24 protein-coding genes and 1 pseudogene are annotated in these 26,824 nt (G+C 61.8%); 5 read left to right on the top strand and 20 right to left on the bottom strand.

Annotation, left to right across the window (positions count from 1 at the left end; translation table 11 throughout):
* Nucleotides 1-4: 4 nt before the first annotated feature.
* The gene (locus tag FS819_RS11275) at nucleotides 5-841 is read right to left on the bottom strand and encodes an AraC family transcriptional regulator (protein ID WP_234625076.1); all 837 of its coding nucleotides are present in this window, start codon (nucleotides 839-841) and stop codon (nucleotides 5-7) included.
* Between the two features lie 467 nt (nucleotides 842-1,308).
* On the opposite strand from FS819_RS11275, the gene fhuE reads away from it, so the two are divergent.
* Genes fhuE through FS819_RS11250 form a run of 5 tightly spaced genes read left to right on the top strand, consistent with a single transcriptional unit; the run spans nucleotide 1,309 to nucleotide 7,206 of the window.
* Nucleotides 1,309-3,561 (top strand): ferric-rhodotorulic acid/ferric-coprogen receptor FhuE, encoded by a 2,253-nt coding sequence (fhuE, locus tag FS819_RS11270; RefSeq protein ID WP_234625077.1) that lies wholly within the window; start codon nucleotides 1,309-1,311, stop codon nucleotides 3,559-3,561.
* Nucleotides 3,562-3,564: 3 nt separating this feature from the next.
* Nucleotides 3,565-4,518, top strand: coding sequence for an ABC transporter permease (locus FS819_RS11265; RefSeq protein WP_234625078.1), 954 nt, complete (start codon nucleotides 3,565-3,567; stop codon nucleotides 4,516-4,518).
* A complete protein-coding gene (locus tag FS819_RS11260; RefSeq protein ID WP_272492754.1) occupies nucleotides 4,515-5,468 on the top strand; it encodes an iron chelate uptake ABC transporter family permease subunit in 954 nt (317 codons plus the stop codon). The genes FS819_RS11265 and FS819_RS11260 overlap by 4 nt, the downstream gene beginning before the upstream one ends.
* Nucleotides 5,465-6,241, top strand: a complete 777-nt coding sequence (locus FS819_RS11255; protein ID WP_234625079.1) for an iron ABC transporter ATP-binding protein — start codon at nucleotides 5,465-5,467, stop codon at nucleotides 6,239-6,241. The genes FS819_RS11260 and FS819_RS11255 overlap by 4 nt, the downstream gene beginning before the upstream one ends.
* 41 nt (nucleotides 6,242-6,282) lie before the next feature.
* A complete protein-coding gene (locus tag FS819_RS11250; RefSeq protein ID WP_498723957.1) occupies nucleotides 6,283-7,206 on the top strand; it encodes a siderophore ABC transporter substrate-binding protein in 924 nt (307 codons plus the stop codon).
* A gap of 49 nt (nucleotides 7,207-7,255) precedes the next feature.
* On the opposite strand, the gene FS819_RS11245 is transcribed toward FS819_RS11250, so the two are convergent.
* From FS819_RS11245 to FS819_RS11155, 19 genes and pseudogenes are all read right to left on the bottom strand, one after another.
* Entirely contained in the window at nucleotides 7,256-7,492 is a 237-nt protein-coding gene (locus FS819_RS11245; RefSeq protein ID WP_234625081.1) for a DUF2274 domain-containing protein, read from the bottom strand.
* Between the two features lie 2 nt (nucleotides 7,493-7,494).
* Nucleotides 7,495-8,637 (bottom strand): TraB/TrbI/VirB10 family type IV secretion system protein, encoded by a 1,143-nt coding sequence (locus FS819_RS11240; RefSeq protein ID WP_234625082.1) that lies wholly within the window; start codon nucleotides 8,635-8,637, stop codon nucleotides 7,495-7,497.
* Nucleotides 8,634-9,593 carry a P-type conjugative transfer protein TrbG gene (gene trbG, locus FS819_RS11235; protein ID WP_234625083.1) on the bottom strand — a complete coding sequence of 320 codons (960 nt, stop codon included), beginning with the start codon at nucleotides 9,591-9,593 and terminating at the stop codon, nucleotides 8,634-8,636. The genes FS819_RS11240 and trbG overlap by 4 nt, the downstream gene beginning before the upstream one ends.
* A complete protein-coding gene (gene trbF / locus FS819_RS11230; protein ID WP_234625084.1) occupies nucleotides 9,590-10,279 on the bottom strand; it encodes a conjugal transfer protein TrbF in 690 nt (229 codons plus the stop codon). The genes trbG and trbF overlap by 4 nt, the downstream gene beginning before the upstream one ends.
* Nucleotides 10,276-11,622, bottom strand: coding sequence for a P-type conjugative transfer protein TrbL (trbL, locus tag FS819_RS11225; protein WP_234625085.1), 1,347 nt, complete (start codon nucleotides 11,620-11,622; stop codon nucleotides 10,276-10,278). Before trbL ends, trbF begins: the two co-directional genes overlap by 4 nt.
* A 3-nt stretch (nucleotides 11,623-11,625) precedes the next feature.
* The gene (trbK-alt, locus tag FS819_RS11220; protein ID WP_234625086.1) at nucleotides 11,626-11,904 is read right to left on the bottom strand and encodes a putative entry exclusion protein TrbK-alt; all 279 of its coding nucleotides are present in this window, start codon (nucleotides 11,902-11,904) and stop codon (nucleotides 11,626-11,628) included.
* Between the two features lie 21 nt (nucleotides 11,905-11,925).
* Nucleotides 11,926-12,690, bottom strand: a complete 765-nt coding sequence (gene trbJ, locus FS819_RS11215; protein ID WP_234625087.1) for a P-type conjugative transfer protein TrbJ — start codon at nucleotides 12,688-12,690, stop codon at nucleotides 11,926-11,928.
* On the bottom strand, nucleotides 12,687-15,143 hold the full coding sequence (trbE, locus tag FS819_RS11210) for a conjugal transfer protein TrbE (RefSeq protein ID WP_234625088.1): 2,457 nt from the start codon (nucleotides 15,141-15,143) through the stop codon (nucleotides 12,687-12,689). Before trbE ends, trbJ begins: the two co-directional genes overlap by 4 nt.
* A gap of 11 nt (nucleotides 15,144-15,154) precedes the next feature.
* Nucleotides 15,155-15,433 (bottom strand): VirB3 family type IV secretion system protein, encoded by a 279-nt coding sequence (locus FS819_RS11205; RefSeq protein ID WP_234625089.1) that lies wholly within the window; start codon nucleotides 15,431-15,433, stop codon nucleotides 15,155-15,157.
* Complete coding sequence (locus FS819_RS11200; RefSeq protein WP_234625090.1) at nucleotides 15,433-15,765, bottom strand: TrbC/VirB2 family type IV secretion system protein; 333 nt, start codon at nucleotides 15,763-15,765, stop codon at nucleotides 15,433-15,435. The genes FS819_RS11205 and FS819_RS11200 overlap by 1 nt, the downstream gene beginning before the upstream one ends.
* Nucleotides 15,762-16,742 (bottom strand): P-type conjugative transfer ATPase TrbB, encoded by a 981-nt coding sequence (trbB, locus tag FS819_RS11195; RefSeq protein WP_234625091.1) that lies wholly within the window; start codon nucleotides 16,740-16,742, stop codon nucleotides 15,762-15,764. Before trbB ends, FS819_RS11200 begins: the two co-directional genes overlap by 4 nt.
* A gap of 144 nt (nucleotides 16,743-16,886) precedes the next feature.
* The gene (locus FS819_RS11190) at nucleotides 16,887-17,348 is read right to left on the bottom strand and encodes a ribbon-helix-helix domain-containing protein (RefSeq protein ID WP_234625092.1); all 462 of its coding nucleotides are present in this window, start codon (nucleotides 17,346-17,348) and stop codon (nucleotides 16,887-16,889) included.
* A 10-nt stretch (nucleotides 17,349-17,358) separates the two neighbouring features.
* Nucleotides 17,359-19,350, bottom strand: a complete 1,992-nt coding sequence (locus FS819_RS11185; RefSeq protein WP_234625093.1) for a conjugal transfer protein TraG — start codon at nucleotides 19,348-19,350, stop codon at nucleotides 17,359-17,361.
* Nucleotides 19,351-19,606: 256 nt separating this feature from the next.
* Entirely contained in the window at nucleotides 19,607-20,542 is a 936-nt protein-coding gene (locus FS819_RS11180; protein ID WP_234625094.1) for a LysR family transcriptional regulator, read from the bottom strand.
* A 308-nt stretch (nucleotides 20,543-20,850) separates the two neighbouring features.
* Nucleotides 20,851-21,828: pseudogene (locus FS819_RS11175) on the bottom strand (MFS transporter); the annotation flags it as partial.
* 82 nt (nucleotides 21,829-21,910) lie between these two features.
* A complete protein-coding gene (locus tag FS819_RS11170; RefSeq protein ID WP_234625096.1) occupies nucleotides 21,911-23,656 on the bottom strand; it encodes an ABC transporter ATP-binding protein in 1,746 nt (581 codons plus the stop codon).
* Nucleotides 23,650-25,458 (bottom strand): ABC transporter ATP-binding protein, encoded by a 1,809-nt coding sequence (locus FS819_RS11165; protein WP_234625097.1) that lies wholly within the window; start codon nucleotides 25,456-25,458, stop codon nucleotides 23,650-23,652. The genes FS819_RS11170 and FS819_RS11165 overlap by 7 nt, the downstream gene beginning before the upstream one ends.
* Nucleotides 25,445-26,287 (bottom strand): AraC family transcriptional regulator, encoded by an 843-nt coding sequence (locus tag FS819_RS11160; RefSeq protein ID WP_234625098.1) that lies wholly within the window; start codon nucleotides 26,285-26,287, stop codon nucleotides 25,445-25,447. Before FS819_RS11160 ends, FS819_RS11165 begins: the two co-directional genes overlap by 14 nt.
* 23 nt (nucleotides 26,288-26,310) lie before the next feature.
* Nucleotides 26,311-26,691 carry a hypothetical protein gene (locus FS819_RS11155; RefSeq protein ID WP_234625099.1) on the bottom strand — a complete coding sequence of 127 codons (381 nt, stop codon included), beginning with the start codon at nucleotides 26,689-26,691 and terminating at the stop codon, nucleotides 26,311-26,313.
* Nucleotides 26,692-26,824: the final 133 nt, after the last annotated feature.

Genomic DNA, 26,824 nt, shown 5'->3' with positions numbered 1-26,824 from the left:
GCCGTCACCCCGTTACAATCCTACGCAAACATGAACGATGGTAAGCGCAGAGCTGTCCTTCCGACAAGTATCGGGCGGGCGGCTTGCCGACAACCTTACGGAACATCGTGATAAAGCCGCTCGCGTTTTCATAGCCGAGATCGAGTGCCACATTCTGCACCAGTTCGCCAGAAATCAGACGCCTCAAGGCGTGAATGACGTGAAGTTGTCGGCGCCAGTGGCTGAAATTCATGCCGGTTTCAGCAAGGAGCAGACGGCTAAGATTCCGTTCGCTCATGCCAATTCGCAACGCCCATTCGCTCAATGTCGTCTTGTCGGAAGGATGCTCGAGCAGCCTTCTCGCCATCCTTTTGATCCGAGCGTCTTGTGGCAGGGGAAGGCAAAAATCTTCGACTGGCGCTACCGAGAGTTGGTCGAGAAGGGTTGCGATCAGCCGTCCTTCACTGCCCTCTTCATCATAGGCTTCCGGCAGCTTGGCTGCTTCGATGATGAGTTCCCTGAGAAGGAGAGTAACCGAGAGCGTGTGGCACTGGGACAGGCCCATGGGGTCTCGACTCGGATCGATAAACAGTGAGTAGCACTCAGCCGCTCCCCAGCCGCGCAGCGAGTGCTCCGCGCCACCCGGAATCCAGATCGCGCAATTGGGTGGTATGACCCACACCGCATTGTCGACTTCGCAGTTCACGATGCCTCGCATCACATAAACAAGCTGCGAGCGCTTGTGGCGATGACGGCGATATTCCCAGTATCTCGCCTCGACGGGAACGCCCATTGCCGTGACTTTTCGGATGCCGGCGTCGACATCGAGATCGATGGGAATGTTGTCGTCTAAAGCAAGCATGAACGCATAGGACCGATATTTCGAAATTGGCAGCTACACGAAACTTATGATCGAAGTTTCTCCTATCGGCAATGCCACACAATTCGAAAAGTGTCCCAGCGTGGAGCAAACGGTCTGATAGCTCGCAATGCTGCCTCTGAACAACAGAACGAACTGATGCCGAAGCGGCGGCCTGGAGGCAGTCAGCAGAGGGCCGACGAATTGGAAGCGTTCTGATCAGGCTAATGAATGGGTCGTGCACGCTGGCGACGCAGACCATCACAGCCTGTCTTACGCCGAAGGGGAGCTTCGCCGTTTCAGACGCGAATCATTGGTCCGAGCGACGATGTGCGCTGCATGTCCGATTCAAACAACATCTTGGCCAAGCTTCGCTATCGGCCAGCACTGATGATCCGATACGCGGTGAGACCGTGTGACTTCTTCTTGGAAGTTCACTCAGCACCGAGTCGGATTTTCAGGGGGCAAGTTTGAATACTCAAATCATTCTAAAGAACGCATCGTCTACAAAGTCAACTGCCGTTGCTTCTCAGAGTACGGGCTCTTGCTCCAGAACGAACGCCCCTTCCAAAAGCGGCCGCCGTACCCGTCATGCATGGCGCTTCGCTCGCCTCCTGGGTCTGGGCACTGCGCTGTCAGGATCGCTGCATGCGTTCGCTGCATTTGCGCAGGAGCCACAGCTCTCCGACTCCAACGTGACAGTGCTTGACCCCATCGTAGTAACTGGCAACGGAGATAGTTCTGACTACACGGTGCAATCGTCATCCACGGCCACCAAGCTCAATCTCGAGCTGAAGGAAACGCCTCAGTCCGTCACGGTCATCACCCAGGAACGCATAAAGGATCAGAATCTCCAGACGATCGGAGACGTCCTGAACAACAGCACTGGGATTTCGCAGAGCACCTACGACAGCGAGCGCACCACGTACTGGTCGCGCGGTTTCCGCGTCGGCAATTTCATGTTCGATGGGATTCCGACGACGATCGACGCCACCGGAACCTACATCGATACAAACCTTGATTCCTCGATATATGAACGGGTGGAAGTCATTCGCGGGGCCAACGGGCTGCTGACCGGCGCTGGCGATCCGTCGGCAGCAGTGAATTTTGTTCGAAAGCACGCGACTAGCGATGTCTTCACCGCAACGATCACCGGCGGCGGCGGAACGTGGAACAATTGGCGAGGCACGGCCGATATCAGTACGCCGCTGACGAAGGACGGCTCTGTCAGGGGGCGGATCGTGACCACCCTACAGGACACGGAGTCGCAGCTAGACAGGTATAGCAACGAGAAAAAGCTGTTTTACGGTGTAATCGATGCGGACCTTGGTCCAAACACACTGTTGAGCTTTGGCTACGATTATCAGGAAGCGCGTCCCAACGGCGTAACCTGGGGTGGCTTCCCTCTCTGGAATTCCGCCGGCCAGCGGCTCGATTGGTCACGCTCCTTCAATCCTGCTCCGGCCTGGTCCTATTGGGACACGACGAACCATCGCGCATTCGCCAGCCTTGAGCACAAGTTCGATAGCGGTTGGACAGCACGAGTGGTCGGCGCTCACGCCGAAACAGAATCGAATGCGAAGCTCGGCGGCATTCAAGGCTGGCCAAACCCGGCCACCGGGGCAGGCACTTTTGGCCTTGCCAACTGGTACATCATGAATCGCAAGGTCGATTCCGTTGACGCCTACGTTAGCGGACCATTCGAGCTATTTGGCCGCCAGCACGAGCTTGTCTTCGGCGCGAGCGCAAGTCGCCAGCAAGAGCACACGAAGGGCACGAATTTCGCAATGTTCGCGATCGATAATGCCTTCACCTTCAACGGTTCCGTGCCAGAGCCGAACTGGGGGCCTTTAAATGACCAGGGTACGAATACGGTCTATCAGAAGGGCCTCTACGCCACCGCCAAGCTGAACATAACGGATCAGTTCAAGGTACTACTCGGCGGCCGTTTCGCAGATTGGCGGACGACGGGCGCGAACAGCGCGGAAGAGCACAAGTTCATCCCCTATCTCGGCGCCGTCTATGACCTGACAGACACTTACTCCATCTACGCCAGCTACACCGGCGTGTTTAATCCACAGACCTACAAGGACAGTAGCGGCGCTTACCTCGCGCCACTGGAAGGGGTAAACTACGAGGCGGGCATCAAAGCTTCCTACCTTGACGGTCGGCTGAACGCCTCTCTGGCGGTGTTCCGGACAGAGCAGGATAATGTTGCTGTGGTGGACGGCTCAAACATGGTGCCCGGAACCACTCAGCAGGCCTATCTCGCCGCTTCGGGGACGGTGAGCACTGGTTTCGAAGTCGAGGTGAACGGCGCCGTCACCGACCGCTGGAACGTCGGCGCAGGATTCGCGCACTATTCTCTGGAAGGCCCAGATGGGACGTCGATCAACACTGATGTTCCACGCTCCACGCTAAAGCTGTTCACCGCCTACACCCCGCCAATCCTCGACGACAAATTGGTAGTCGGTGGCGGCGTGAGATGGCAGAGCAAGACCTATCAGGACGCCACGGGGCCGTTGGGCGTGGAGCGTGTTGGCCAGGATGCTTATGCGCTGGTCGACTTGTTCGCTCGCTACAACATCACGTCCAATCTGCAAGCCCAGGTGAATGTCAGCAATCTCTTCGACGAGAAATACTACAGCCAGATCGGCTTCTACAATCAGGGCTCTTATGGGGCGGGCAGATCCGTATTTGCGTCTCTGAGTTACAAATACTGATCGATGGGAACGAGGTTCGGTGCACACCTTCTAACCCTGTTCGTCTTGCTGAGCGTGGCGTCGCTGTTCATCGGTGCCAAGCAATTGTCCTGGGAACAAATTGCGGGGCGATCAGACGATGCCTTGCTGATGCTCACGGCAAGCCGTCTTCCGCGCTTTGCTGCCCTCGTGACGACAGGGGTCGGCCTGTCGATCTGCGGCGTGATTTTGCAGCATATCGTTCAGAACAAATTCGTCGAACCCGCGACATCCGGCGGGTTGGATGCGGCCAGGCTCGGAATCCTGACTGCGCTGATATTTGCGCCCGGCGCGGGGCCGACAGGCAAGATGCTTTTTGCCCTGGCGTTTTGCTGTGCGGCAAACCTCATCTTTGTCGCGATCATTCGGCGGATCGGCATGAACAATACCGTTCTCGTCCCTGTCGTTGGCCTGATGTACGGCAGCGTGCTGAGCGGCATCGCGGAACTCTATGCCTACAGCAAGAACCTCGTTCAAAGCATGCAGGGGTGGCTGATCGGAGATTTCTCTAAGGTCATCGAGGGAAACTACGAGATTCTCTATCTCATCGTCCCGGTCGTTGCCGTCGCATATCTGCTTGCGCATCGGTTCACGGTTCTGGGGATGGGGGATAGCATCGCCACCAGTCTCGGCCTCGGCTATGCCGCGACGGCAGCCATCGGCCTGATACTGGTCGCCGTCACCGTCTCCGCATCTGTTATTGCTGTGGGCGCCATACCCTTCGTGGGTCTGGTCATCCCCAATCTGGTAGCGCTGCGCTGTGGCGAGAACCTGCGGAACACGCTGCCGCTGATAGCGCTGTCCGGGGCCTGTCTGCTGCTCGCCTGCGATATTGTGGGGCGCCTCCTGATCTACCCGTTTGAGATCCCGATCGGAGTAACAGCCGGTGGCTTTGGCGGCATGCTGTTCCTCGCGCTGATCATCTGGAAGAACCGATGATTATGCGCGCCAGATCTCGGCTTTGGCTGCCGCTCCTTCTCATCGTTTTGGTGGCTGCCTTCCTGCTCTTCAGGTCGGAACTCGATTTCGAATACATCATTCCCAAACGGCTCGACCGTTTGGCGGCGATGATGATCGGCGGCGTCTGCGTGGCCTTCTCCGCGGTGGTATTCCAGATCATCGCGGGCAACCGTATTCTGACGCCAGCGATCATGGGCTACGAGGCAGTTTACCTGCTGTTTCAATCGCTGTTGACGTTGCTGTTGGGCGGGCATCGCTTTGTCGCGCTCAACAGCACGGGATACTTCTTCCTCTCCGTGCTGTTGATGCTGGCCTATTCCTGGGTGCTCCATCAGTGGCTGTTCCGGGATGGCAAGCGCAACGTCTACTTCCTGCTGCTGACGGGTTTGATTCTGACGATGCTGTTCGGGACCTTCGCGCAGTTCATCGCGATCAAATTGAGTCCCAGCGATTTTGCCGTTCTCCAGGGCGCGAGCATCGTTTCGTTCAACAGGGCGCAATCCGTACAGATCGCCTATTCCGTCGTCCTGGTCGTGGCCAGTGTGGCGGTCGTACTCAGGACGCTCTCCTATCTCGACGTGCTATCGCTCGGCCGCGATCAGGCGATTTCTCTCGGGATCAATCACCGACAATACGTGCGCCTCTATCTCGCGCTGATCGCCGCCCTGGTGGCCGTTTCAACCAGCCTGATCGGGCCAACGGCCTTCATGGGTGTCTTCGTGGCTAACATTACCTACTCCATCACGCGTGCGACCCGCCCACACATAACCTTGTCGGCCGCCTGCGCTACGGCGATCTGCGTGTTCATCGTCGCGCAATTCCTCGTCGAGCATGTCTTCAACTACAAGACGACCGTGAGCATCCTCGTCAATCTGGTCTGCGGCATCTACTTCCTGATGCTCATGATCCGGACGCGAGGTGCTGCATGATCAGCGTCCGCAATCTCGACAAAGCCTATAGCTCGAGCCTGGTGCTCTCCGACATAAGCGCGACCTTTCCGTCACGGCGTCTGACATCACTTATCGGACCGAACGGCGCGGGCAAGAGCACGTTGCTGATGCTCATCGCCAGACTGCACCTGCCAACGCGCGGCGAGATCCTGATTGAAGACAAGCCGATTACAGACTTTCGCCTGAGCGATTACGCGCAGAAGATCGCGACGCTGCGACAGTCGCCGATCTTCAATCTTCGACTGACTGTTGAGGAACTCGTCGCTTTCGGGCGCTTCCCCTACAGCAAGGGTGCGCTTAACGACAAGGATCGCGCTCAGATCGAGCAGGCGCTGGAATTCCTCTCGCTCGACCGGCTGCGCAAGTCCTACATCGATGAACTCAGCGGCGGCCAGCGACAGTTGGCGTTCCTCGCCATGACCATCGCGCAGGAAACCGACTACCTGCTTCTCGACGAGCCTCTCAACAATCTCGATATGAAGCACGCCGTCCAGATCATGAGGGCCTTGCGTCGTTTGTGCGATGAACAGGGGCGAACCGCGATCATGGTGGTCCACGACATCAATTTTGCCGCCAACTACTCCGACCACATCGTAGCCATGAAGCACGGTTCGGTGCGGTTCTCTGGGCCGCCGTCAGAGGTTATCACCGAGAAAAATCTACGTGATCTCTACGATCTCGAATTCGAGATCCTGAAAGGCGAGCAGTCCATGCTTTGCAATTATTTCAAGCCATCAGGAGCGATATCATGAGATGGAAGAACAAAATCGGTTTGTGCATGACCGCAGCAGTCTTGACGCTGGCGGCGACATTGTACGGTGTGACGGCTGGCGAACAGGACTCACCGGCAACGGCAATAGCGGAGCCGGTCATCGTACAGCATGAGCTGGGAACCGCCACGCTGGCAAGCCGCCCGAAGCGCGTGGTGTCGTTCGATATGAGCGTGGTCGACTCGCTCGACCAAATGGGGATTTCGGTCATCGGAATGCCGAAGGACTATGTTCCCCGGTTCCTGTCGCAATATGCGGACAACCCGGATATCGCGGATCTTGGCTCGACCATTCAGCCCAATCTGGAGCGTGTTCATCGAGCCAAACCCGATCTGATACTGATTTCGCCGCTGACCGCGCGAAGCTATCAGGAACTGTCGCAGATCGCTCCGACGATCTATTTCGACTTCGATTTCATGAACAAGAGTGGTAACTATATCGAGGTCGTGAAAAAGCAGCTTGGGACATTGGGACGTGTCTTCGGCGTTGAAGCGCGGGCAGAGCAACTGTCAGCGGAAATCGACAGGAAGGTCGAAGAGGCCCGGCAGGTCACAAACGGTCGTCCTGAGAAGGCTCTCGTTATCATGCACAGCAACGGCTCGTTCACGACTTTCGGTGTGAAGTCGCGCTATGGCTTCATCTTCGACACGTTGGGGGTTAAGCCGGCAAGCCTGCATGTCGATCCAGGCCCCTATGGGCAGCCGATCTCCAACGAATTTATCCATGATGCGGACCCCGACATTATCTACGTGGTAGACCGCATGGCTGCGATCGAGCATCGGTCCGCTGATCCTGCTGTCCTGGAGAACCCTTTGCTGCGTGAAACCAAAGCATGGAAAAACGGACGCGTGCTCTTCGTTGATCCGGACTCTTGGTTTCTCACCAGCGCCGGGGCTCAATCGCTGCAGAATTTGATCGGCGACGTGATCAAAAGCTACGAGAAGTGAGCTGCGGAGCCGAGGCGTTTCATGTAGTTAGGGCCAATCGTCGAGCGGCCTAACCCCTTTCGGCTCCGTTAGTTGTGCGACGAGCTTTCGCAAAAGCGCGATCCGTGGCGATAAACCGCTCCAGCATGGGCACGATGAGTTTGACGGGATCGGCGGCGGGCTGACTGCTCTCGCGAGCCAGCACCTCTGCATAGGCGACCAGATTGCGGTGGAGCGGCCCCGGCAGTTCCACCGTTACTTTGACGGGCTTGTCCTCGACGATAGGACCGAGTTTCAGCTTTGCCATGGTCAGTTCCTGTAGGGTTCGAGTACGAGATCGCGCGTGACGATGACCCTGACCGGGAAACCTGGCCGGATGGTCAGCGTCGGCGCGACTTGCAACTGGCGCTGGACTATCTGCTGACCGGCCTGATTGACGGTGTCCTGGGCGCCGTCGCGAACGGCGCGGATCAGACGGTCATTGTCGTCGGTGGCGAGTTCTGCACCAACGCCGAGCAGGGTCGAGAGAGCTGCGGCCTTGGCGAGATCCCACCAGTGGTAATCGACGCCATCCTCCAGACCGGCATAGCCCTGCGTGTCCGCGCCCGGCTGGCGCTCCAGCACCATGGAGCGGCCGTTGGGCAGAATGAGACGGTTCCAGACGAGCAGCACGCGACGCTGTCCGAACTGGACGCTGTTGTCATACTGGCCGACGAGCCGCGTGCCCTGCGGCACCAGCAGAATGCGGCCTGTAGGGCTGTCATAGATATTCTCTGTAACCTGCGCGGTGATCTGGCCGGGCAGATCGGAACGGATGCCGGTGATGAGCGCGGCCGGGATGACTGCTCCGGCTTGCAGCACGAAAGGCGATGGCGGCGGCGTGACGCGATCGGGCGTCACGGTACGCCGGTCTGCCGCTGCATTGAGGAACGCAAGCTGCCGATCCTGCGCGGTCGGCTGACCAGTCTGACCGCCGAGATCGAAACTGGGGAAACCGGGTGTCGTTCCCGTCCCGGTCGTGTTTGCCGATCCCTGCCGCGACTGAAAGAAGACGGTGCTGACGCGGGCGGCTTCTTCCTCGGCGCGGCGGCGTTGCTCGGCCTCGTCGACGCCGGGTGTCGGAACGACGGGCGGGACGACGGGTTGCGCGTTGTTCTGCGCGGAAAGGATCGGCCGTCCGAGATCGCCGGGCAGCGCCGGACCGAGGATCGGGCCGGTATAGTCGCGTGGCAGTCCGGCGAGACCGTCAGCGGTCTGCCGATTGGCGGTGGAGTAGAGTTCTTCCCCGCCATCGCCAGGCGCGCGGGTCTGAAGGGCATAGATCAGCGCCCCGCCGATCCCGACCAGGGCGACGGCCGCGACGCCGGCAAGCATCTTGCGCGACAGGCGGGTGACACGGGGAGCTTCGGCGCGCAGGCGCATCGGGGCGGTGTTGGTTTCGGTCTCGCTCATGATTGCGGCCTCCCGTCGGTGCGAACAATCCTGACGATCTGCTGGCGGTCGCCGCTGCCAAGGCGCAGCTCCGCTGCACCGAACAGGCGATCGACGATCAGGATGTGTTGATAGATGCGGCTGTTGACGATCTGCGCTTCGCCCTCGGGGCCGATGACGAAGATCGGCGGCATCTCGCCCTGCACGATTCCGCGCGGGAACTCGACATAGACGCGGCGGCCGTCGTCATAGACGGTGGTCGGCTTCCAAGGCGGATTGCTGCTGCTGGTCAGGCTGTAACGGTAATTGCGCGCTGTGACGGCCGGAATGATCGGCGTCGCCGGGACGGCCTGCCGCCCGCCGCCTGCCGGTTGCGGATAGGCCCACGCGACAGCGGGCATATAGGGCTTCTCGCCCGCGCGTAGCTCGATCATATAGGTGCGGCGGTCGGTGGTGATGACGAGATTGGTCGTGATGTCGGCGCGCGTCGGCTTCACCAGCACATGCACGCGGCGGGTCGCGCCGGAACCGGATTCCGTGTCGCCGATAATCCAGCGGGCGGTATCGCCGGCGGCTATCGGGCCGGCGCCAGTCAGGCTCTCGCCGGGTTCGAGCGCGATGTTGGTGATCTGGCCGGGGGCGGCATAGACTTGATAGAGCGCGCCTTCCGACCATGGATAGACTTGGATGGCGTTGAAATATCCCTCGCGGTGCGGCTGCACACGCGCAGCCGCATTGGCGTTCTCGACACGGCCCGTCGCCGTGCTGGCCGTCTGGCCACCGCGCGCGACCGTCCAGGCCGGAGGGACATGCAGCGGCCTCGGCCGGTCGTCCGTCACCGATGCGGGAATGGCCGGTAAAGGCGGCACGCTGGCGTCGTAGCTGATCTGCGGCGGCTTGGTGGAGGCGCAGCCGGCGAGCATGGTCGCCGAAAGCAACACGGCGGCGATTGCGGATTTGCGGGGTGCCGGCGTCATTGGCTCATCTCCCGCGACCAGTTGATGGCGTTGACGTAGATTCCGAGCGGATTGGCTTTGAGCCGTTCGGCGTCGTGCGGCGGCTGGACGGCGATGGTCAGGATCGCGGTCCACCGCTGCGTGCCGGAGAGCTGACCGTTCTCGAAATGCCGTTCCGTCCAGGCGACACGGAAGCTGTCGGGCGACGCTCGGATGACACTCGAAACGTCCACGGCGATCTGCTGCTTGCCTACCTTGGCGAATGGGTCGTTGGTGCGGGCATAGTCGTTGAGCGCGCCCGCGCCGCGGTCGGTGGTCCATTCATAGGCGCGAAGCCAGTTCTGCCGGACGATGATCGCGTCCGCCGGGATCGAGCGGACCTGCTCGATGAAACGGGCTAGATGCCATGCGATCTGCGGATCGGTAGGGCGATAATTGGCCGTGGCGGGCGCAACGGTCTGTGCCTGACCGAGATTGTCGACCTGCACCACCCAAGGGACGACGGTGCCGCTCGCAGACTGCCAGACGAGAGCGGTGGCGAAGCCGGCTGAGAGAAAGAGCGAGCCAAACGCCATAAAGCGCCAGTTCCTCGCCTGCACGCGGGCCGAGCCAATGCGCTCGTCCCAGACCTGTGCAGCCTTCTGGTACGGGGTTTCAGGTTGAGGTGTTCTGCCGTAATGCGCAGCGGGTCGCTTGAAGAGGTTCATGAGCGGTCACTTTCAGAGAGGTTGACGGAAGAACCGGAGCTATGGCTGTCACCGGACCGAACGGCATGAGCGGTTGTCTGGACGGCGTGGCCCATGTGGCCGGATCGGCGCATTCGCTGTGCCCAGCCGGGCGTCGCACCGGCGGGCCGAGCCGATGCAGGCGGGGTTTCCGCCGCGCCGCCGACCGTCCCCATGGTCGAGGAGCCGCCGGTCGCGCCGAGGCCGGATTTGACGCCATCGGAGAAGCTGGATTTGACGCTGGCGGCGGCGCGGCGAAGCGGCGACATAGCCGCGCTGCCCGCCGCACGCCCGACGCCGCCCATGCCGGACGCGACACCCGTTGCACCGAATTGGCCGAGTGAACCGAGGCTGTAGGCGGCCGACGCCGCGCCCACTGCGGTCGCGCCGCCACGCACGGCGGCCGCACCCGTCGAGAGCGTGGCTGCGCCGCCTTTGGCGGCGAGGCCGGCAGCGCCAGCGCCGGCCAGCACCATGCCGCCCGCCGCAAGGCCGGTGCCGACGGCTGCGCCGGCGCCGAGCTGGGGACCGCCCGAGACGAGTCCGTTAGCGATGCCGGGGCCGAAGATGCCGAGGCCGAGCAGAGACAAAGCGGCGAGCACGACGGCCATCGCGTCATCGATGCTTGGTGTCTGACCGCCGAAACCTTGCGTGAATTGCGAGAAGAGCGTCGAGCCGATGCCGATGATGACGGCGAGCACCAGAACCTTGATGCCGGATGAGATGACGTTGCCGAGCACACGTTCGGCCATGAAGGCGGTTTTGCCGAACAGGCCGAAGGGGATCAAAACGAAGCCAGCCAACGTCGCCAACTTGAACTCGATCAACGTGACGAAGAGCTGGATCGCCAGAATGAAGAAAGCGAGGATGACCAGCGCCCAGGCGAAAAGCAGGCACGCGATCTGGATGAAGTTCTCGAAGAAGGCCACCCAGCCCATCAGGTCGGAAATGGATTCGAGCAGCGGCCGGGCGGCGTCGAGGCCGGTCTGTGCGACCTTGCCGGGACGCATTAAGTCCGCCGTCGAAAAGCCGGTGCCGCTTGCTTTGAGTCCAAGGCCCGCGAAGCTGTCGAAGACGATCTTCGCGAGGTTGTTCCAGTTGCCGATGAGATAGGCGAAGACACCGACGAAGAGCGTCTTCTTGACGAGCCGCGCCATGATGTCGTCGTCCGCGCCCCAGGACCAGAACAGGGCGGCGAGCGTCACGTCGATGACGATGAGCGTGGTGGCGATGAAACCGACCTCACCGGACAAAAGCCCGAAACCGGAGTCGATGTAGCGGGTGAAGACCCCGAGGAAATTGTCGATGACGCCTGCGCCGCCCACGGTTCACCGTCCTTCCGGCGCAGGCGACGCGGGCGTGCGGCCCAGGAAGCGGTCGCGAGTCTCGGCCCAGACGCGCAGGCAGTCCGTGTCGTTCGCGGCCTGCTGACCGAGATGCTGGCACCGGCGTTGACCTTCGCGCAGCGGGTCGCGGTCGGGTTGGTGAAGGCGCACCGGCGAAGATGCCGGCGCGTCCTCCTTGCGGTTCAGTTCGATCACCGTTGCTGTGATGGCTACGGCGACGAACACGATTGCGCCGAGGCGTGCCAGCATCTTGCTGTCCATGACGTACCCACCCTCTCGCGATCACTTGCCGCTGTTGAACATCTGCGCGTTGCCGGGCGTGTAGCCGCTGCCCGGCGTCAGGAACCGGCGGCGTTGTTCGCGACCCTGTTCAGCGGCAGCGGCGCGCTCGGCCTCGGTGAGTGCGCTCGCCCGGCCATTGGCGGCGAGCAACGCGACCAGATCGGAAAGCTGCTGCGACTGAAGCGCAAGAATCTGGTTGCCGGCTTGAGTCGCCTGAAGCGCGCCGGTCGCGCCCTGGCTCTGGCTGACAAGCGCCGACATCTGTGTGCGGTTGGTGTCGATATTGCCGACGACGCCAGCCTGCACCCGCATCGCGTCCTGCAAGCCCCCCACAGTGTTCTGCCAGCGCGAGCGGGCATTGGCGACGAGCTGCTGATCGGTGGTCGACATCGAGACGTTCCCATATTTTTGCTGGAACATCTGGTCGATCTGCTGGACGTTGAAGGCGATGCCCTGCGCCTGGCTCAAAAGCTGCTGGGTCTTCTGAACGTTCTGCTGAAGCTGCTGGAGTGCGGAGTAAGGCAGGCTCGCCAGATTGCGCGCCTGATTGATGAGCATCTGCGCTTCATTCTGAAGCGACGTAATCTGATGCGTGATCTGCTCCAGCGTGCGCGCCGCCGTGAGGACATTCTGCGCATAGTTCGACGGGTCGAAGACGATGATCGCGTGCGCGGGCGTCGCGACCATTGGCGAGAGCATGATCGGCGCGGCCAGAATGGTCGCGGCCAGAATGGCGGCACGCGAGCGGATTTTACCGGTCTTCATGATTCAGTCTCCTTTTCGGCTTGGGGGATGAGGGACGAGAAAGTCGGGATGAGTTCGGCGGCCCAGCCGACGTCGCGGGCCTGGAGCCACGCCGCGAGAAAGCCTTCGCGGCCGTGTTCGGCGACAAGGCTGGTGATCAGCGACTGGTCGGATTTGGAGGACGCAGCGCAGAGCACGAGGCCGACTTCGGACAGGCCCAGCTCGAACAGGCGATTACCGCGCCGGGACTGGCAGTAGTAGTCGCGCTTGGGCGTCGCCCGCGCGAGGATTTCGATCTGGCGGTCATTGAGCCCGAAGCGGCGATAGATGGCCGTGATCTGCGGCTCGATCGCGCGTTCGTTCGGGAGAAGCAGCCGCGTCAGGCAGCTCTCTATGATGGCCGGGGCGATATTGCTGCCGTCGATGTCGCTGAGCGACTGCGTGGCGAAGATGACGGAAGCGTTTTTCTTGCGCAGCGTCTTCAGCCATTCGCGGAGTTGGCCGGCGAAGCCTTCATCGTCCAGCGCCAACCAGCCTTCGTCGATGATGAGCAGCGTCGGGCGTCCGTCGAGCCGGTCGCCGATGCGATGGAACAGGTAGGACAGGACGGCCGGAGCCGCCCCGGTCCCGACAAGCCCTTCGATCTCGAATGCCTGCACGGCCGCGCGGCCAAGCTGTTCGGCCTCGGCATCGAGCAGCCGGCCATAGGCCCCGCCGACGCAATAAGGCCGGAGCGCCTGCTTCAGATCGTTCGATTGCAGCAGGACGCTGAGGCCGGTGATGGTGCGTTCCTCGGCCGGCGCGGAAGCGAGCGAGGTCAGCGCTGTCCAGATATATTCCTTGGCCTCGGGCGTGATCGTGATGCCCTCGCGCATCAGGATCGCCACGATCCAGTCAGCGGCCCAGGCACGTTCATAGGTGTCGTGGATGCCGGCGAGCGGCTGAAGTGAAACGGAGGTGTCTGAACCTTCGGTGAGGCCGCCGCCGAGATCGTGCCAGTCGCCGCCCATGGCGAGCGCGGCGGCGCGGATTGAACCGCCGAAGTCGAAGGCGAACACTTGGCTTCGTTCATAGCGCCGGAACTGCAAGGCCATGAGCGCGAGCAGCACGGACTTGCCCGCGCCGGTCGGACCGACGACGAGCGTGTGCCCGACGTCGCCGACATGCAGGGATAACCGGAACGGGGTCGAGCCTTCGGTCTTGCCATAGAGCAAGGGGGGCGCACCGAAATGCTCGTCCCGTTCCGGCCCCGCCCACACGGCGCTCAGGGGGATCATGTGGGCGAGATTGAGCGTCGAGACCGGCGGCTGGCGGACGTTGGCGTAGGCATGTCCGGGGAGCGAACCGAGCCAGGCATCGACAGCGTTGACGGTTTCCACCATGGCCGTGAAATCGCGGCCCTGAATGACCTTCTCGACGAGCCGCAACTTCTCGTCAGCGAGACGCGGATCGGCGTCCCAGACCGTGATCGTGGCGGTGACATAGGCCATGCCCGCAATGTCGGCCCCGAGTTCCTGCAAGGCCATGTCGGCGTCGAGCGCCTTGTTCGCGGCGTCGGTGTCCACGAGGGCGGATGCCTCGTTGGTCATCACTTCCTTGAGGATCGCCGCGATGCCCTTGCGCTTGGCGAACCACTGGCGGCGTATCTTCGTCAGCAGTCTCGTCGCGTCGGTCTTGTCGAGCAGGATCGCGCGCGTGCTCCAGCGATACGGGAAGGCCATCCGGTTGAGGTCGTCGAGTAGGCCGGGCGTGGTCGCGGTCGGGAAGCCGATGACGGTGAGGATGCGCAGATGTTCGCCGCCAAGACGCGGTTCCAGCCCGCCGGTCAGCGACTGATCGGCGAGCAGCGCATCGAGATAGAGCGGCGTTTCCGGCACGCGGACGCGATGGCGTTTCGTCGAGACGGTGGAATGTAGATAGGTCAGCGTCTCGCCGTCGTCGAGCCAGGCACATTCGGGCATGAAGCCGTCGAGCAGCGCCAGCACGCGGTCGGTGCGATCGGTGAAGCCGCGCAGGATCTCATGAGGATCAACGCCGGAGCGTTCACGCCCCTCGTAAAGCCATGTCTCGGCGCGTGCGGCTTCCTCGGCCGGGGGCAGATAGAGGAAGGTGAGGAAGTAGCCGGAAACGAAATGCGTGCCCGCTTCCTCGAAGTCGGCCTTGCGTTCGGCATCGACCAACCCGGAAGCCGGATCGGGGAATATGCTGTCGGGATAGGTCGCGGCTTCGGAACGCTGCGCCTCGACGAAGATGCTCCAGCCGGAGCCGAGACGGCGGAAGGCGTTGTTGATGCGGCCGGCGACAGCGACCAGCTCGGCCGCGACGGCGGAATCCAGATCGGGACCGCGAAACCGCGCCGTGCGCTGGAAGCTGCCGTCTTTGTTCAGCACGACACCTTCGGCGACGAGCGCGACCCACGGTAGATAATCAGCTAGTCGGCTGGCGGTGCGGCGATATTCGGCAAGGTTCATCATGACAGTGCCCCTCAGACCGACAGATGACCGGGGATGCGCAGGTGCCTGCGCCCGACCTCGACGAAGAGCGGATCGCGCTTGGCGGCCCATACTGCCGCGAAGTGGCCGACAGCCCAGATGAGGAGGCCGACCAGCCAGAGGCGTAGGCCGAGGCCCACGGCCCCGGCGAGCGTCCCGTTTAGGATCGCGATGGAACGCGGTGCGCCGCCGAGCAGAATATGCTCGGTTAGCGCCCGGTGGACCGGCACAGTGAAGCCCGGCACGTCGAGTTGCTCGAAGGCCATCGCCATCAGACGAGCGCCCCGCCGCCGAAGCTGAAGAAGCTCAGGAAGAACGAGCTGGCCGCGAAGGCAATCGACAGGCCGAAGACGATCTGGATCAGCTTGCGGAAGCCGCCCGACGTGTCGCCGAAGGCCAGTGCCAGACCCGTCGCGATGATGATGATGACGGCGACTATCTTGGCGACCGGCCCCTCGATCGACTGGAGGATTTTCTGAAGCGGCGCTTCCCACGGCATGGACGAGCCGGAGGCATGGGCGGCCGGGACGAGGACGAGATTGACGTAGGTGAAGGTGGCGGCCGTCGCGATCATGCGACGCACGCGGATAGCGGTGCGGATCATGTGGGTTCTCCTGTGGTGGGGGTGGCTTGGGTGATGCGGTAGTCGCAGTCGGAGCCGAGCCCTTCGACGCGGGCGAGTTCGGCGAGCCGGCGCGCGGAGCCGCGGCCGGACAGGACGGCAACGAGGTCGATTGTCTCGGCGATCAGCGCGCGCGGGACGGTGACGACAGCCTCTTGGATGAGCTGTTCGAGGCGGCGCAGTGCGCCGATGCCGGTTCCGGCGTGGATGGTGCCGATGCCGCCGGGGTGTCCGGTGCCCCAGGCTTTGAGAAGATCGAGGGCTTCGGAGCCGCGCACCTCGCCGATGGGAATACGGTCGGGCCGTAAGCGCAGCGACGAACGGACGAGATCGGAGAGCGTGGCGACGCCATCCTTGGTCCGCATGGCGACAAGGTTCGGGGCGGCGCATTGCAGCTCGCGCGTGTCTTCGATAATGACGACGCGATCCTGTGTCTTCGCTACCTCGGCCAGCAGCGCATTGGTCAGCGTGGTCTTGCCGGACGAGGTGCCGCCGGCGACAAGGATGTTGGCGCGGGCTGCCACGGCGGCGCGCAGCGTCGCGGCCTGACCGGCGGTCATGATGCCGGCGGCTACATAGTCGTCGAGCGTGAAGACAGCGACGGCGGGCTTGCGGATGGCGAAGGCTGGCGCGGCGACGACAGGCGGCAACAGCCCCTCGAACCGTTCGCCGCTCTCAGGCAGTTCGGCCGAGACGCGGGGCGCACGGACATGAACTTCCGCGCCGACATGATGGGCGACCAAGCGTACGATACGTTCGCCATCGGCGGCGGACAGCATCTCGCCCGTATCGGCCAGACCTTCCGACAGCCGATCCACCCAGATACGGCCATCCGGGTTCAACATGACTTCGACGACGGCGGGGTCTTCCAGAAACCGGGCGATGGCGGGGCCGAGCGCCGTGCGCAGCATCCGCGCGCCGCGTGCGATGGCTTCCGGTTTGTTATGGCTGGCAGTCATATCGCCCCCGTTTCTTCACGAGGCGCAACAGACAGTCCCCGGATCGGGGTCGATTAAAAGAGCCTGAAATCAGGCCGGTTCAACAAGTATCGGAAGGCGTGCGGGGATCGGCGGCTATCGGCGGCGAATAGGACGGTCGACTATTCAGGCGGGATCGCTGTTCGTCTCGAATTGATCTGCCGCGGGATCGTCGGGGACCGACTCGACATCGCGCGACAGCTCTTTGAGGAACCTGTCTCCCGTCGCCAATCGACGGCCGAGCGTCTGCATGAAACCCTTGAACCGCTCCGCACCTTTTGCCTTGGCGGATGCATGCGCGCCGTCTGGTAGCGGCGGTGTGACCATGAGCCAGAATTGGACAAACAGCGAGACGGCTTCGCCGAGCACGGCGAGATCTTCATCGAGCGTGTCGATCTGGCGGCCGAGCTTATCGAGACGGCGCGACATGGCCGCTTCCAGTTTTTCGCTCGCATCGCCCGACAGGAAGGATGCGACGGCGGCTTCGACGATGGCGGATTTCGACACCTTCCGGCGGTGCGCCAGCGCGTCGATCTGTTTGAGTAGCGCCGGGTCGAAATAGACATTCATGCGGGTGCGAGTCGTCATGGCGCGTTCCTCAAAGCTCGATCCCGTCACCGGGGTCCAATGACGCCTGCCGCGCGACCACGCGCATCTGGGCACGCATCGCGTTGGCCTTGGCCGCGTCCACGTCGGGCTCGTCGTCCAGCAACTCGAACTCCTGTGCCGGCGACGGTGGCGGCGCGACGATTTCCTCATGCTCGGGCAATTCCGGCTCGCGGCGGATGCCGGCATTGGCTGTGTCGCCATCGGCGTGGACCGTAGTGGTCGCGGATGCTCCATCCGCCGCCGAGACAACGCGGGCGGACCAGTCGTCCGATGTGGCCGGATTTGCAGCAGGCACTAGGGCCGCAAGGTCTGGAGGAGTCAGAATGCGCTCCTGCAACCGCGCGTCCTCGAAATAGCGAGCCTTGGTGGCGCGGATCGGCGGCGTTCCTGCCACCATGACGATCTCGTCGGTGGGTGGGAGCTGCATGATCTCGCCGGGCGTCAGCAACGGCCGCGCTGTCTCCTGCCGCGACACCATGAGATGGCCGAGCCAGGGTGAGAGCCGATGGCCCGCATAGTTGGTGGAATCGCGCAGCTCGGTCGCCGTGCCCAAGGCGTCTGAAACGCGCTTGGCGGTGCGTTCGTCATTGGTCGCGAAACTCACCCGCACATGGCAATTGTCGAGGATCGAATTGTTCTGGCCGTAGGCGCGCTCGATCTGATTGAGGCTCTGCGCAATCAGGAAGCCCTTGATGCCGTAGCCGGCCATGAAGGCGAGCGCCGACTCAAAGAAGTCGAGACGACCGAGCGCGGGAAACTCGTCCAGCATCAGCAGCAGACGATGGCGCTTACTGGAGGTCGTTAGTTCTTCGGTGAGCCGCCTGCCGATCTGGTTGAGGATCAGGCGGATCAGCGGCTTGGTGCGATTGATGTCGGACGGCGGCACGACAAGGTAGAGGCTAACGGATTTCCGGCTTCCGACAAGATCGGCAATACGCCAGTCGCAGCGTGCCGTCACCCGCGCCACGACCGGATCGCGGTAGAGGCCGAGGAAGGACATGGCGGTCGAAAGCACGCCCGACCGTTCATTGTCGCTCTTGTTGAGCAGTTCCCGCGCGGACGATGCGATGACGGGATGAACGCCGGCCCTGCCCAAATGTTGCGTGTCCATCATCGCGCGCAAGGTGGCTTCCACCGGGCGGCGAGGATCAGACAGGAAGTTCGCGACGCCGGCCAGCGTCTTGTCGGGCTCCGCGTAGAGAACATGCAGAATCGCACCGACAAGCAGGCTGTGGCTGGTCTTTTCCCAATGGTTGCGCTTGTCGAGGCTGCCTTCGGGATCGACCAGAATGTCCGCAATGTTCTGGACGTCGCGGACTTCCCATTCGCCCTGCCGCACCTCCAAGAGCGGATTGTAGGCTGAGGATTGCACGTTGGTCGGATCGAACAACAGGACGCGGCCATGCTTGGCGCGGAAGCCGGCTGTCAGGCTCCAGTTCTCGCCTTTGATGTCATGGACGATGCAGCTTCCCGGCCAAGTCAGCAGCGTCGGCACGACAAGGCCGACACCTTTGCCGCTTCGCGTCGGGGCAAAGCACAACACATGCTCCGGGCCGTCATGGCGCAGATAGTCGCGATCATAGCGGCCGAGCACGACACCATCGGGGCCGAGCAGGCCTGCGGATCGGATTTCCTTGTCCCCCGCCCATCGGGCGGAGCCATAGGTGGCTACGTTCCGCGCTTCTCGCGCTCGGATGATCGACATGAGGATGGCAGCAGCGATGGCGAGAATGCCGCCAGATACAGCGATGATCCCGCCTTCGGTGAAGATCGCGGGTGCGTAGGCGTCGAAAGAAAACCACCACCAGAAGAAGGCTGGTGGATAGTAGACTGGCCATCCGGCCAGCTCGAACCACGGATGGCCAAGCTGGGGCTGGAATCCGAGCCGCCATGCGGTCCATTGCGTCGCCGTCCAGGTCATGACGAAAACGATGGTCAGGACGACGGCGATCTGACCCCAGAGTATTCGGCCTCCACGCATACAGGCTCCAATCGGCAAAAATGTTGGAGCCGATCAGAGAATAGGCGTTTCCGAGAGTGGCAACAGGAATGGTGATGCGGGAGGGCTGCCGGATATTGTGGCGTACAAATAGGATGGTTTGGTCAAGCGATCGCCTGTGTATCCGGTAGCGATCTCTCACGGATCGAGCCGTCGTGCGGGCGGCGGCGCTAGACTTAGCAAGCTGCCAAGCGCGAAGGCCAGCCCATCCAGAGCGGCCTTGCTCAACCGAGCCGTATTATGATCGATCGTTTTTCGTGGACCCAGCCGGTAAAGACGGAGAATTGAGCAGGACTGACGATTGACGCAATTTAAGTGCAACACTGAGCAGGTTTGAGAGCACGGGGCTGCGATTGTTCGGAGACCATACCGCCGAAAAACGAACGCTCTCAGGCTCATCGGCAATGGGCAGGAAAACCACGCCTGGCACTGGCGTCAGGGCGCTTTCCTCCAAAAACAACGAGATACCGTGCTCAGCCGCTATCATCGAAAGGAGAGCACTATTACCAATATCCAAGCGGATGATGTTTGGAATTGGCCATCGTCCAACCGAGCGAAGTACGATCAGTTCTTGCACCTGCGGGCCTGATCCGCCTTGCCTAACAAGAAAGGGTTCATCGGCGAGTTGTTGCCAATCTATACTCGACCTGCTTGCCAGACGATGTGTTGTTGATACGGCCACCATCACGCGATCGTGCCAAACTACACGAGAATGAAGGTCCGGGATTTCTTTAATGTCAGCCATGAAGGCGATATCGAGTTTTCCTTCCCTGACCTTAATCTGCGCATCGCGGGCGCTGGTTTCAGAAATGTGCAGTTGGATAAGAGGATGCTCAGAGCGAAATCGCCGGAGCAGATGATCCAATGCACCTCCAGTTGTTAAAGAGTGTATTCCAACACGTAGATGTCCCTCTACACCATGCGCCCGCATGCCGGCTGTCTTGATGGCATCGTCGAGAATGACCATTGCTTCATCCACCTGTTCGACGAAACGCCGTCCAGCTTCAGTGAGGCTGACGCCGCGGGTATTGCGATGAAAGAGAAGAATTCCGAGCTCTTCTTCAAGTGATTTTACCCTCGCACTGACACTCGACTGACTGATGCCGAGCGCCTTCGCTGCCTTATGGAAGCTGAGGTACTCGGCGACAGCAAGAGTTTGAACCAGGGAAGCCATGGAGATGCGGCCGCCGAATAGGCGCAATGTATTTCGCGAATTTTTGTCGTTGAGATGCCGGCGCCGCATGTTGGTGACGGCATTTAGTTGCGATTGTACGGAAATGGAGACGGCAACGCCGCAATCATGCGCGCTCGCCCCGCCAGCGTTCCAAGGGCTGCCATCCTAACAGAAAGAACGCCGCCAACAGCTATCGGGAGGGACCAATTTCCCACCACATGATGGAGTTGCCCGGCGAGCGGAGGGCCACAAGCGGCCAGCAGGTTGCCAATGCACTGAACCATCCCGGAGAGGGTAGCAGCCTGAGAAGCGTTCCCGGTACGCAATCCGATGAAGATGAGGGCGAGCAGCATGCCAGCGCCTGTCCCTAATCCAAAACACGGAACCCAAAGAGCTGCCAAGCTGGGAGCAATGTACAGTCCCACGAACGCAATGCCGGTAAGGATGCCCATCAGCGCAGTTAGCCATCGCTGGTCCTTCAGGCCGGCAACGATCGGTCCGAGGACGAGACCCGGTACTGCCCAGGCGAACTGCATCACGCCATGAAGTGTGCCGGCTTGCGAAGCGGAGAAACCGCTTGAGGTCAAGATGGCTGGCAGCCAGCCGACCAGCGCATAGTAAAGCAGCGAAGTGACGCCCATGAGCAGTGTAACCTGCCAGGCAATGACAGATCGCCAGACCGGTCCTCCATGCGGTGGGCTGGGGGTGTCGGGTGTTGGCCTGGAGGGATGTCGCAGTTGAGGAAGCCATGCTGCCAATGCAACGGCTGGAAACACCAGGACGGACCCGAGCGCAATCTGCCATCCACAGACATTGGACAGAGGAACCGCAGTTGCGGATGCGAACGCGGCACCGATGCTGATTGCGCCTATACCGGTGATGGTGGGAACATGAGCGGGAAAATCCCGCTTGAATATGCCGGGGAGCAGCACGGTGCTGACGGCAATCCCAGCCCCAAAAACGACAGTTCCTAGGTACAGACACCACACTGGTCCGGCCGAGCGCACCGCTATGCCCGCGATTGTTATGAGAAGAGATCCGAACAGGGCTCGTTCGAGGCCATATTCCCGGGCGAAGATCGCTGCGAATGGCGAGAGGACACCAAAGGCGATCAAAGGCAGCGTCGTCAGGAAGCCGGCTAGAGCCGATGAAAGATCAAACGTCGATTGCAGTTCGCCCAGAATTGGTGCGACGGCGGTAACAGGCCCGCGAAGGCTTGTTGCGACAAAGATAAGCCCGACGATCAGCAGGGCTTTGTGAGCGTTGAATTTGCGACGTATGACCATCTTCAGGCTTAATTGCTGCTGGCGTCCCAGGAGATGCCCAAGACGCCAGTGTTGAGACGATACGGGGAAGCGCAGCGGGCCGTCAGGCAGCTATGCGCCACCCCTTGGCGGTCTGGCGTTGCGCCAGGAAGTGCGAATAGAGGCCGCCTTTCGTCTTCAACTCGTCGTGCGAGCCCTGTTCAGCAATCTTGCCGTCATCGAGCACGACGATCTGATCGGCCATGGCCACCGTAGACAACTGATGGGCTATGACGATCAGGGTGCGCTTGCCGCGCAGTCTGGCCAGCGTTTCCGCGATGGCCGCCTGATTTTCGGCATCGAGAGCGGCCGTTGCTTCATCGACCAGGAGAACCGGAGCGGCCTTGATCAGGGCGCGCGCGATTGAGATGCGCTGCCGTTCGCCTCCGGAAAGACGAGCACCACCTTCACCGACCGGCGTTTCCAGCCCTTGCGGCAGCCGTGCGATGATTTCGGCAACGCCGGCGAGCCGTGCGGCCTCCAACACCTCCGTATCGCTGGCACCCGGTTTGCCAAGGCGGATGTTGTCGCCAATGCTGCCCTGGAACAGATAGGTGTTCTGGAAGATCTGGCTGATCTGGCCCGAAAGCTGATCGTCCGACATGTCCCGCACGTCGATGCCGCCGATCGCAACACTGCCTCCGGTCACATCGAAGAAGCGCGCGATGAGGCGGACAAGCGTGGTCTTGCCCGAACCGGATGCCCCGACCAGAGCCGTCATCGAACCGGGGGCGATACGCAGGCTTACACCCTTCAGCACGTCTGGCTGCGCCGTCTCATAGCGGAAAGACACGTCGCGCATTTCGACCGACCCGTCGCGTGGTGCTTGCGGCGAACGCGCCTGCGGCAGCGGCGCTATGGCGAAGATGTCGCGGATGGCGTTGAGCTGGCCGCGCGCGCTGCGCATCGCCTCGCCATAACCCGCAACGTCGAGCAAGGGGTCGATGAAACGATTGGCCAGCATCAATGCGACGATGACCGCGATCATTGTCTCGGCTTCCAGACCGGCGCCCAGAGAGCTGTTCAGCCACAGCGCGCCGACTATCAGCAGGGCCGCGAAGATGACCTGCACCACCCACGCATTGAGGACCACGGAAACCGCCGACATATAGATGAGCTTCAAGCCCGATTTGCGCTGGTCTTCGATCGCCTGTTCGAGAAAGCGCGTGCCGCCACCTTCGCCGTTGAAGGCGCGCAGGACCGATTGTGCCTGAGCGAACTCGACGATGCGCTGGCTGGTCGCGGCCGCCTTGTGATGGAATCCTTCATCTGCCGCCATCCCCAGACGCGAGGCGATGACAAAGATGCCCGCGAGGATCGGCAATGCAACCAGTGCAATGAGACCCATCTGCCAGTTCAGGGCAAGCAGGGCCAGCACGATGACGATCGGTGTCACGGCGCTGCTGATCAGCGGAGTGAACAGGTGCGCGGGAAGCTGTGCGACCTCCATCATGCCGTGCGACACGACATGGCTGAGGCGTGCGGTATTCTCGGGCGAGAACCATCCGACCGGAAGGCTGGCGATGTGATCACCGATCCGGTGGCGCGCGCTCTGGACGATGGCCGTGCCCACCCCCATGCCGGCCTCCTCGACGTACCGGCGCAGCGCCCAGCAGGCGAGCACGCCGACGAAGAAGAAAAGGAGCCAGGACGCGGCAGTTTGTGTCTGGTTGAGCAGGAGGTTGCTGATGACGGGCACGAGCGCTGTGATCGTCAGACCGCTCAGCAGCCCATAAATGGCGGCCATGCGGACATAGCGGCGGAAGACAGGGGCGTCAGCACCCAGCAGTTGGGTCAGTGTGTTCAGCATGTCGGAGCGGCCTCTTTCTGGTTGGCGTCGTGACCACTCAAAGCCCAGAGCTGGGCATAGCGGCCACTTCGGGCTAGCAACTCAGCGTGGTCGCCCTGTTCGCGGATTGCGCCGTTTTCGATAACAATGATGCGGTCCGCGTGCATGACGGTGTCGAGACGGTGAGCGATGACCAGCAATGTGCGTCCTTTGGCGAAGCTCGAAAGCGTCTCCTGGATCGCGACCTCGTTCTCCGCATCGGCCGCGGCTGTCGCCTCATCGAGCACAAGGATCGGCGGATTGAGCAGGACCGCTCGCGCGATGCTGATGCGCTGCTGTTCACCGCCGGAAAGCTGCGCATCCTCGCCGATGACGGAAGCGTATCCGCGCGGCAGGCTGACGATGCGCTCGTGGACGTTGGCAGCGCGGGCCGCTTCCTCGATCTCCTGCTGGGTGGCCGAGGACCGACCGAGAGCGATGTTGTCGCGCACGCTGGCGTGGATCAGGCGGACTTCCTGTAGGACGAAGCCAATCTTGCGATAAAGCTCCGGCGTGGGGATGTGCCTCAAATCGGCGCCGCCGAGCGTGATGCGGCCTTCGGTCGGGTCGAAGAAGCGAAGCAGCAGGCGGGCGAGCGTCGACTTACCTGCGCCTGACGAGCCGACGATGGCCGTTACCGTGCCAGGCTTCAGTATGAAGCTGACATCGGACAGAACGGGATTCTGCTCGTCATAGGCATAAGAGACGTTTTCGACGCGGATCTCGGTCTGTTCGGGGGCTTTCAGGGAGCCTGCCGCCGGCTGATCGAGCACCGGCGTATCCAGAAGAGCCTGCACCCGCACCGCAGCACCCGTTGCGTTGCGCAGTCCATGGGTGATGTAGCCGATCATCACCAGCGAGGCCGATATCCCCGGCGCCACAAGGGCAAACGGCAGAATGTCGACGGGCGCGATCCAACCCAGCGCCACGAACGCGGTACCCGCCGCCAGCACGACGCCCAGCACCGTCGTCGGCGCGATGACGGCATTGGCCATTGCGACCGAGCGAAGCAACGGGCGCGTCATGCCAAGGAATGCTTCGGTGAAGGCATCGACCGCCTGCCGATAGCCGGCATGCGCCTTGCCGCTCGTCCCGAACGCCTTGACCACGGGAATGCCGTTGATGAACTCGACGACGGCGTTGTTGATGCGGGCCTGGCCGGTGACGAACTGATTCATGCGGTCTTCACCGCTCTTCATGGAGGCGCCGAAGATCACGAAAAACAGCGGGAACGGCAGGATGGAGATGATGGCCATCCGCCAGTCCATGAAGAACATATAGATGACCGACGCCACCATGGCGCCGATTGCGCGGCCCATCGTGGTGTAGAAATGGGCCGTCAGGTCATGCAGCGTGCCGACATCGTCCTGCATGGCCTGTTTGACCTCGCCCGAGGCGCGGCCGGTAAACCACCCGAGCGGCACCTGTGACAGTCGCCGTGTGGCCGCGACCCGCAAATGGTGGGTGACATGATTGTCGGCGAGGTGCGCGAGCAGTTCCGCGCACGAAACCAGAGCGAGCCCGGCAAACAGGCTGAGCAGACTGAACAGGACGGTCTGCCAGACTTCTGCCTGCGCTTGTCCAAGCGCTGCGATGGCTGACAGATCAGTATCGCTGAGGGCGATCTTGGCGATATGCGCGATGCCGGCCAGGGGGGCCAGAGTCATTGCGGTTCCGAGCCCCGCCATGACGGCCGCCACGGTCAACCGGCCGCGGATCGGTTGCAGAACCTGCCCGATGGGACTTTGCTTTTTTCCAGGCGGTGCCGCCTCACTGATACTCATAGAAACCTCCGGAAGGAATGTTCAAGGGTGCGCGGATATTGGCCGTGCGCTCGGCCAGGAAACGGCGTGGCGGCGCACCCACTTCCTTGCGGAACATGGTGACGAAGGCTCCGGGACTGTCATATCCGAGTTCGTCCGCAACCGACTGGATCGTCTGGCCCTGAGCCAGCAGCGGCAAGGCGGTGATGATGTGCATGTGGCGCCGCCATTTGCTGACGGAGAGGCCTGTCTCCGATACGAACAGCCGCGCCATGTTGCGTTCGCTCATGCCGACCCGGCCGGCCCATTGATCGAGAGTGGTATGGTCGGAAGGAGTTGCGAGCATCGCATCGGCGAGCTTCCTCAAACGCGGGTCGCTCGGCATCGGCAGGTGGAGCCATTCCGGCGGTGCGGCCGCCAGTTCGTCGAGCAGCACCCCCATCAACCGCGCCTGCGGGCCAAAAGAATCGTACTCCGAAGGCAAAGCCGCAGTTCGCTCGAGCAGCGCCCGCAGGAATGGCGATACAGCCATCGTGCTGCAGGTGTCCGGCAATGCGCCGGCGATCCGTGGTTCGATAAAGACGGCAAACCCCTTGGGGTCACCGGAATTACGGGCGCGGTGCACCATCCCACCGGGAATCCAGACCGCGCTCTGGGGCGGCACGACCCAGACGCATTCTTCGGTTTCGACCGTGATGAGGCCGGTATCGGCGAAGATGAGCTGGGCTTTGCGATGGCTGTGGATTGGATGCTCCCAGCTATCGGTCGCCATGCCCAATCCGATCACGATGATCGGGCTGTCGATCCTGTCCACATAGGCTGCGTCGAATACTTCTCCGCCGACGAGCATCAAGAGGTCTCCTGCGTTGATGCTCAGGATGCCAAAAGCGCCGCAGCCTTCTCCTGGGCCTCTTCCGGCGTGGCGACGATGAACATGGGATAGCCCCAGAATTTCTCGGATATGAGCGCAAATGCCTTGGCGGCTACGCGCTTCACGGTGTCCGGCTGAACATGGATATGCCCTTTGACGAGTCGGCGGATCTCGCCCTTGTTGGCTTTCATCCAGAGCGACACCTTCTTGCGGTCTTCGACGTTGTCGCCGCTGGTGTCGAATGCGCCTTCGCTCATGAAAAGGAAGGCTTCGTTCCGCGCCAGAAGATCTGAGAACTGCCGCAGTAGTTCTTCCACTGGCGCAACGCTCGGAGCGTCGTTGTTCATGCGAACGAAAGGAAAGTCAGACGAATCTACGTTCATAGCGCAGCTCCTGAGCTGCGCAGCGGCAGGCTCAAATTTTGAAGTTGAGTTGTGCTATCATATTAACTTGGGCCGTTTCCGCATTGCAGAGTTCAGACAAAAAACTTCGCAATTCAGCCAAATCAGCAGACGC

Source organism: Allorhizobium sp. Av2, assembly GCF_021462805.2.
GTDB lineage: Bacteria > Pseudomonadota > Alphaproteobacteria > Rhizobiales > Rhizobiaceae > Allorhizobium > Allorhizobium vitis_G.
The sequence above is the reverse complement of the archived record's forward strand: the minus strand, read 5'-3'. Positions and strand labels throughout refer to the sequence as shown.

Bases quoted from the DNA above. Each gene is read 5' to 3' on its own strand.
- FS819_RS11275 (WP_234625076.1), bottom strand. From the start codon at position 841: ATGCTTGCTTTAGACGACAACATTCCCATCGATCTCGATGTCGACGCC.
- FS819_RS11265 (WP_234625078.1), top strand. From the start codon at position 3,565: ATGGGAACGAGGTTCGGTGCACACCTTCTAACCCTGTTCGTCTTGCTG.
- FS819_RS11260 (WP_272492754.1), top strand. From the start codon at position 4,515: ATGATTATGCGCGCCAGATCTCGGCTTTGGCTGCCGCTCCTTCTCATC.
- FS819_RS11255 (WP_234625079.1), top strand. From the start codon at position 5,465: ATGATCAGCGTCCGCAATCTCGACAAAGCCTATAGCTCGAGCCTGGTG.
- FS819_RS11245 (WP_234625081.1), bottom strand. From the start codon at position 7,492: ATGGCAAAGCTGAAACTCGGTCCTATCGTCGAGGACAAGCCCGTCAAA.
- FS819_RS11240 (WP_234625082.1), bottom strand. From the start codon at position 8,637: ATGAGCGAGACCGAAACCAACACCGCCCCGATGCGCCTGCGCGCCGAA.
- trbG (WP_234625083.1), bottom strand. From the start codon at position 9,593: ATGACGCCGGCACCCCGCAAATCCGCAATCGCCGCCGTGTTGCTTTCG.
- trbF (WP_234625084.1), bottom strand. From the start codon at position 10,279: ATGAACCTCTTCAAGCGACCCGCTGCGCATTACGGCAGAACACCTCAA.
- trbK-alt (WP_234625086.1), bottom strand. From the start codon at position 11,904: ATGGACAGCAAGATGCTGGCACGCCTCGGCGCAATCGTGTTCGTCGCC.
- trbJ (WP_234625087.1), bottom strand. From the start codon at position 12,690: ATGAAGACCGGTAAAATCCGCTCGCGTGCCGCCATTCTGGCCGCGACC.
- trbE (WP_234625088.1), bottom strand. From the start codon at position 15,143: ATGATGAACCTTGCCGAATATCGCCGCACCGCCAGCCGACTAGCTGAT.
- FS819_RS11205 (WP_234625089.1), bottom strand. From the start codon at position 15,433: ATGGCGATGGCCTTCGAGCAACTCGACGTGCCGGGCTTCACTGTGCCG.
- FS819_RS11200 (WP_234625090.1), bottom strand. From the start codon at position 15,765: ATGATCCGCACCGCTATCCGCGTGCGTCGCATGATCGCGACGGCCGCC.
- trbB (WP_234625091.1), bottom strand. From the start codon at position 16,742: ATGACTGCCAGCCATAACAAACCGGAAGCCATCGCACGCGGCGCGCGG.
- FS819_RS11190 (WP_234625092.1), bottom strand. From the start codon at position 17,348: ATGACGACTCGCACCCGCATGAATGTCTATTTCGACCCGGCGCTACTC.
- FS819_RS11185 (WP_234625093.1), bottom strand. From the start codon at position 19,350: ATGCGTGGAGGCCGAATACTCTGGGGTCAGATCGCCGTCGTCCTGACC.
- FS819_RS11180 (WP_234625094.1), bottom strand. From the start codon at position 20,542: ATGGCTTCCCTGGTTCAAACTCTTGCTGTCGCCGAGTACCTCAGCTTC.
- FS819_RS11170 (WP_234625096.1), bottom strand. From the start codon at position 23,656: ATGCTGAACACACTGACCCAACTGCTGGGTGCTGACGCCCCTGTCTTC.
- FS819_RS11165 (WP_234625097.1), bottom strand. From the start codon at position 25,458: ATGAGTATCAGTGAGGCGGCACCGCCTGGAAAAAAGCAAAGTCCCATC.
- FS819_RS11160 (WP_234625098.1), bottom strand. From the start codon at position 26,287: ATGCTCGTCGGCGGAGAAGTATTCGACGCAGCCTATGTGGACAGGATC.
- FS819_RS11155 (WP_234625099.1), bottom strand. From the start codon at position 26,691: ATGAACGTAGATTCGTCTGACTTTCCTTTCGTTCGCATGAACAACGAC.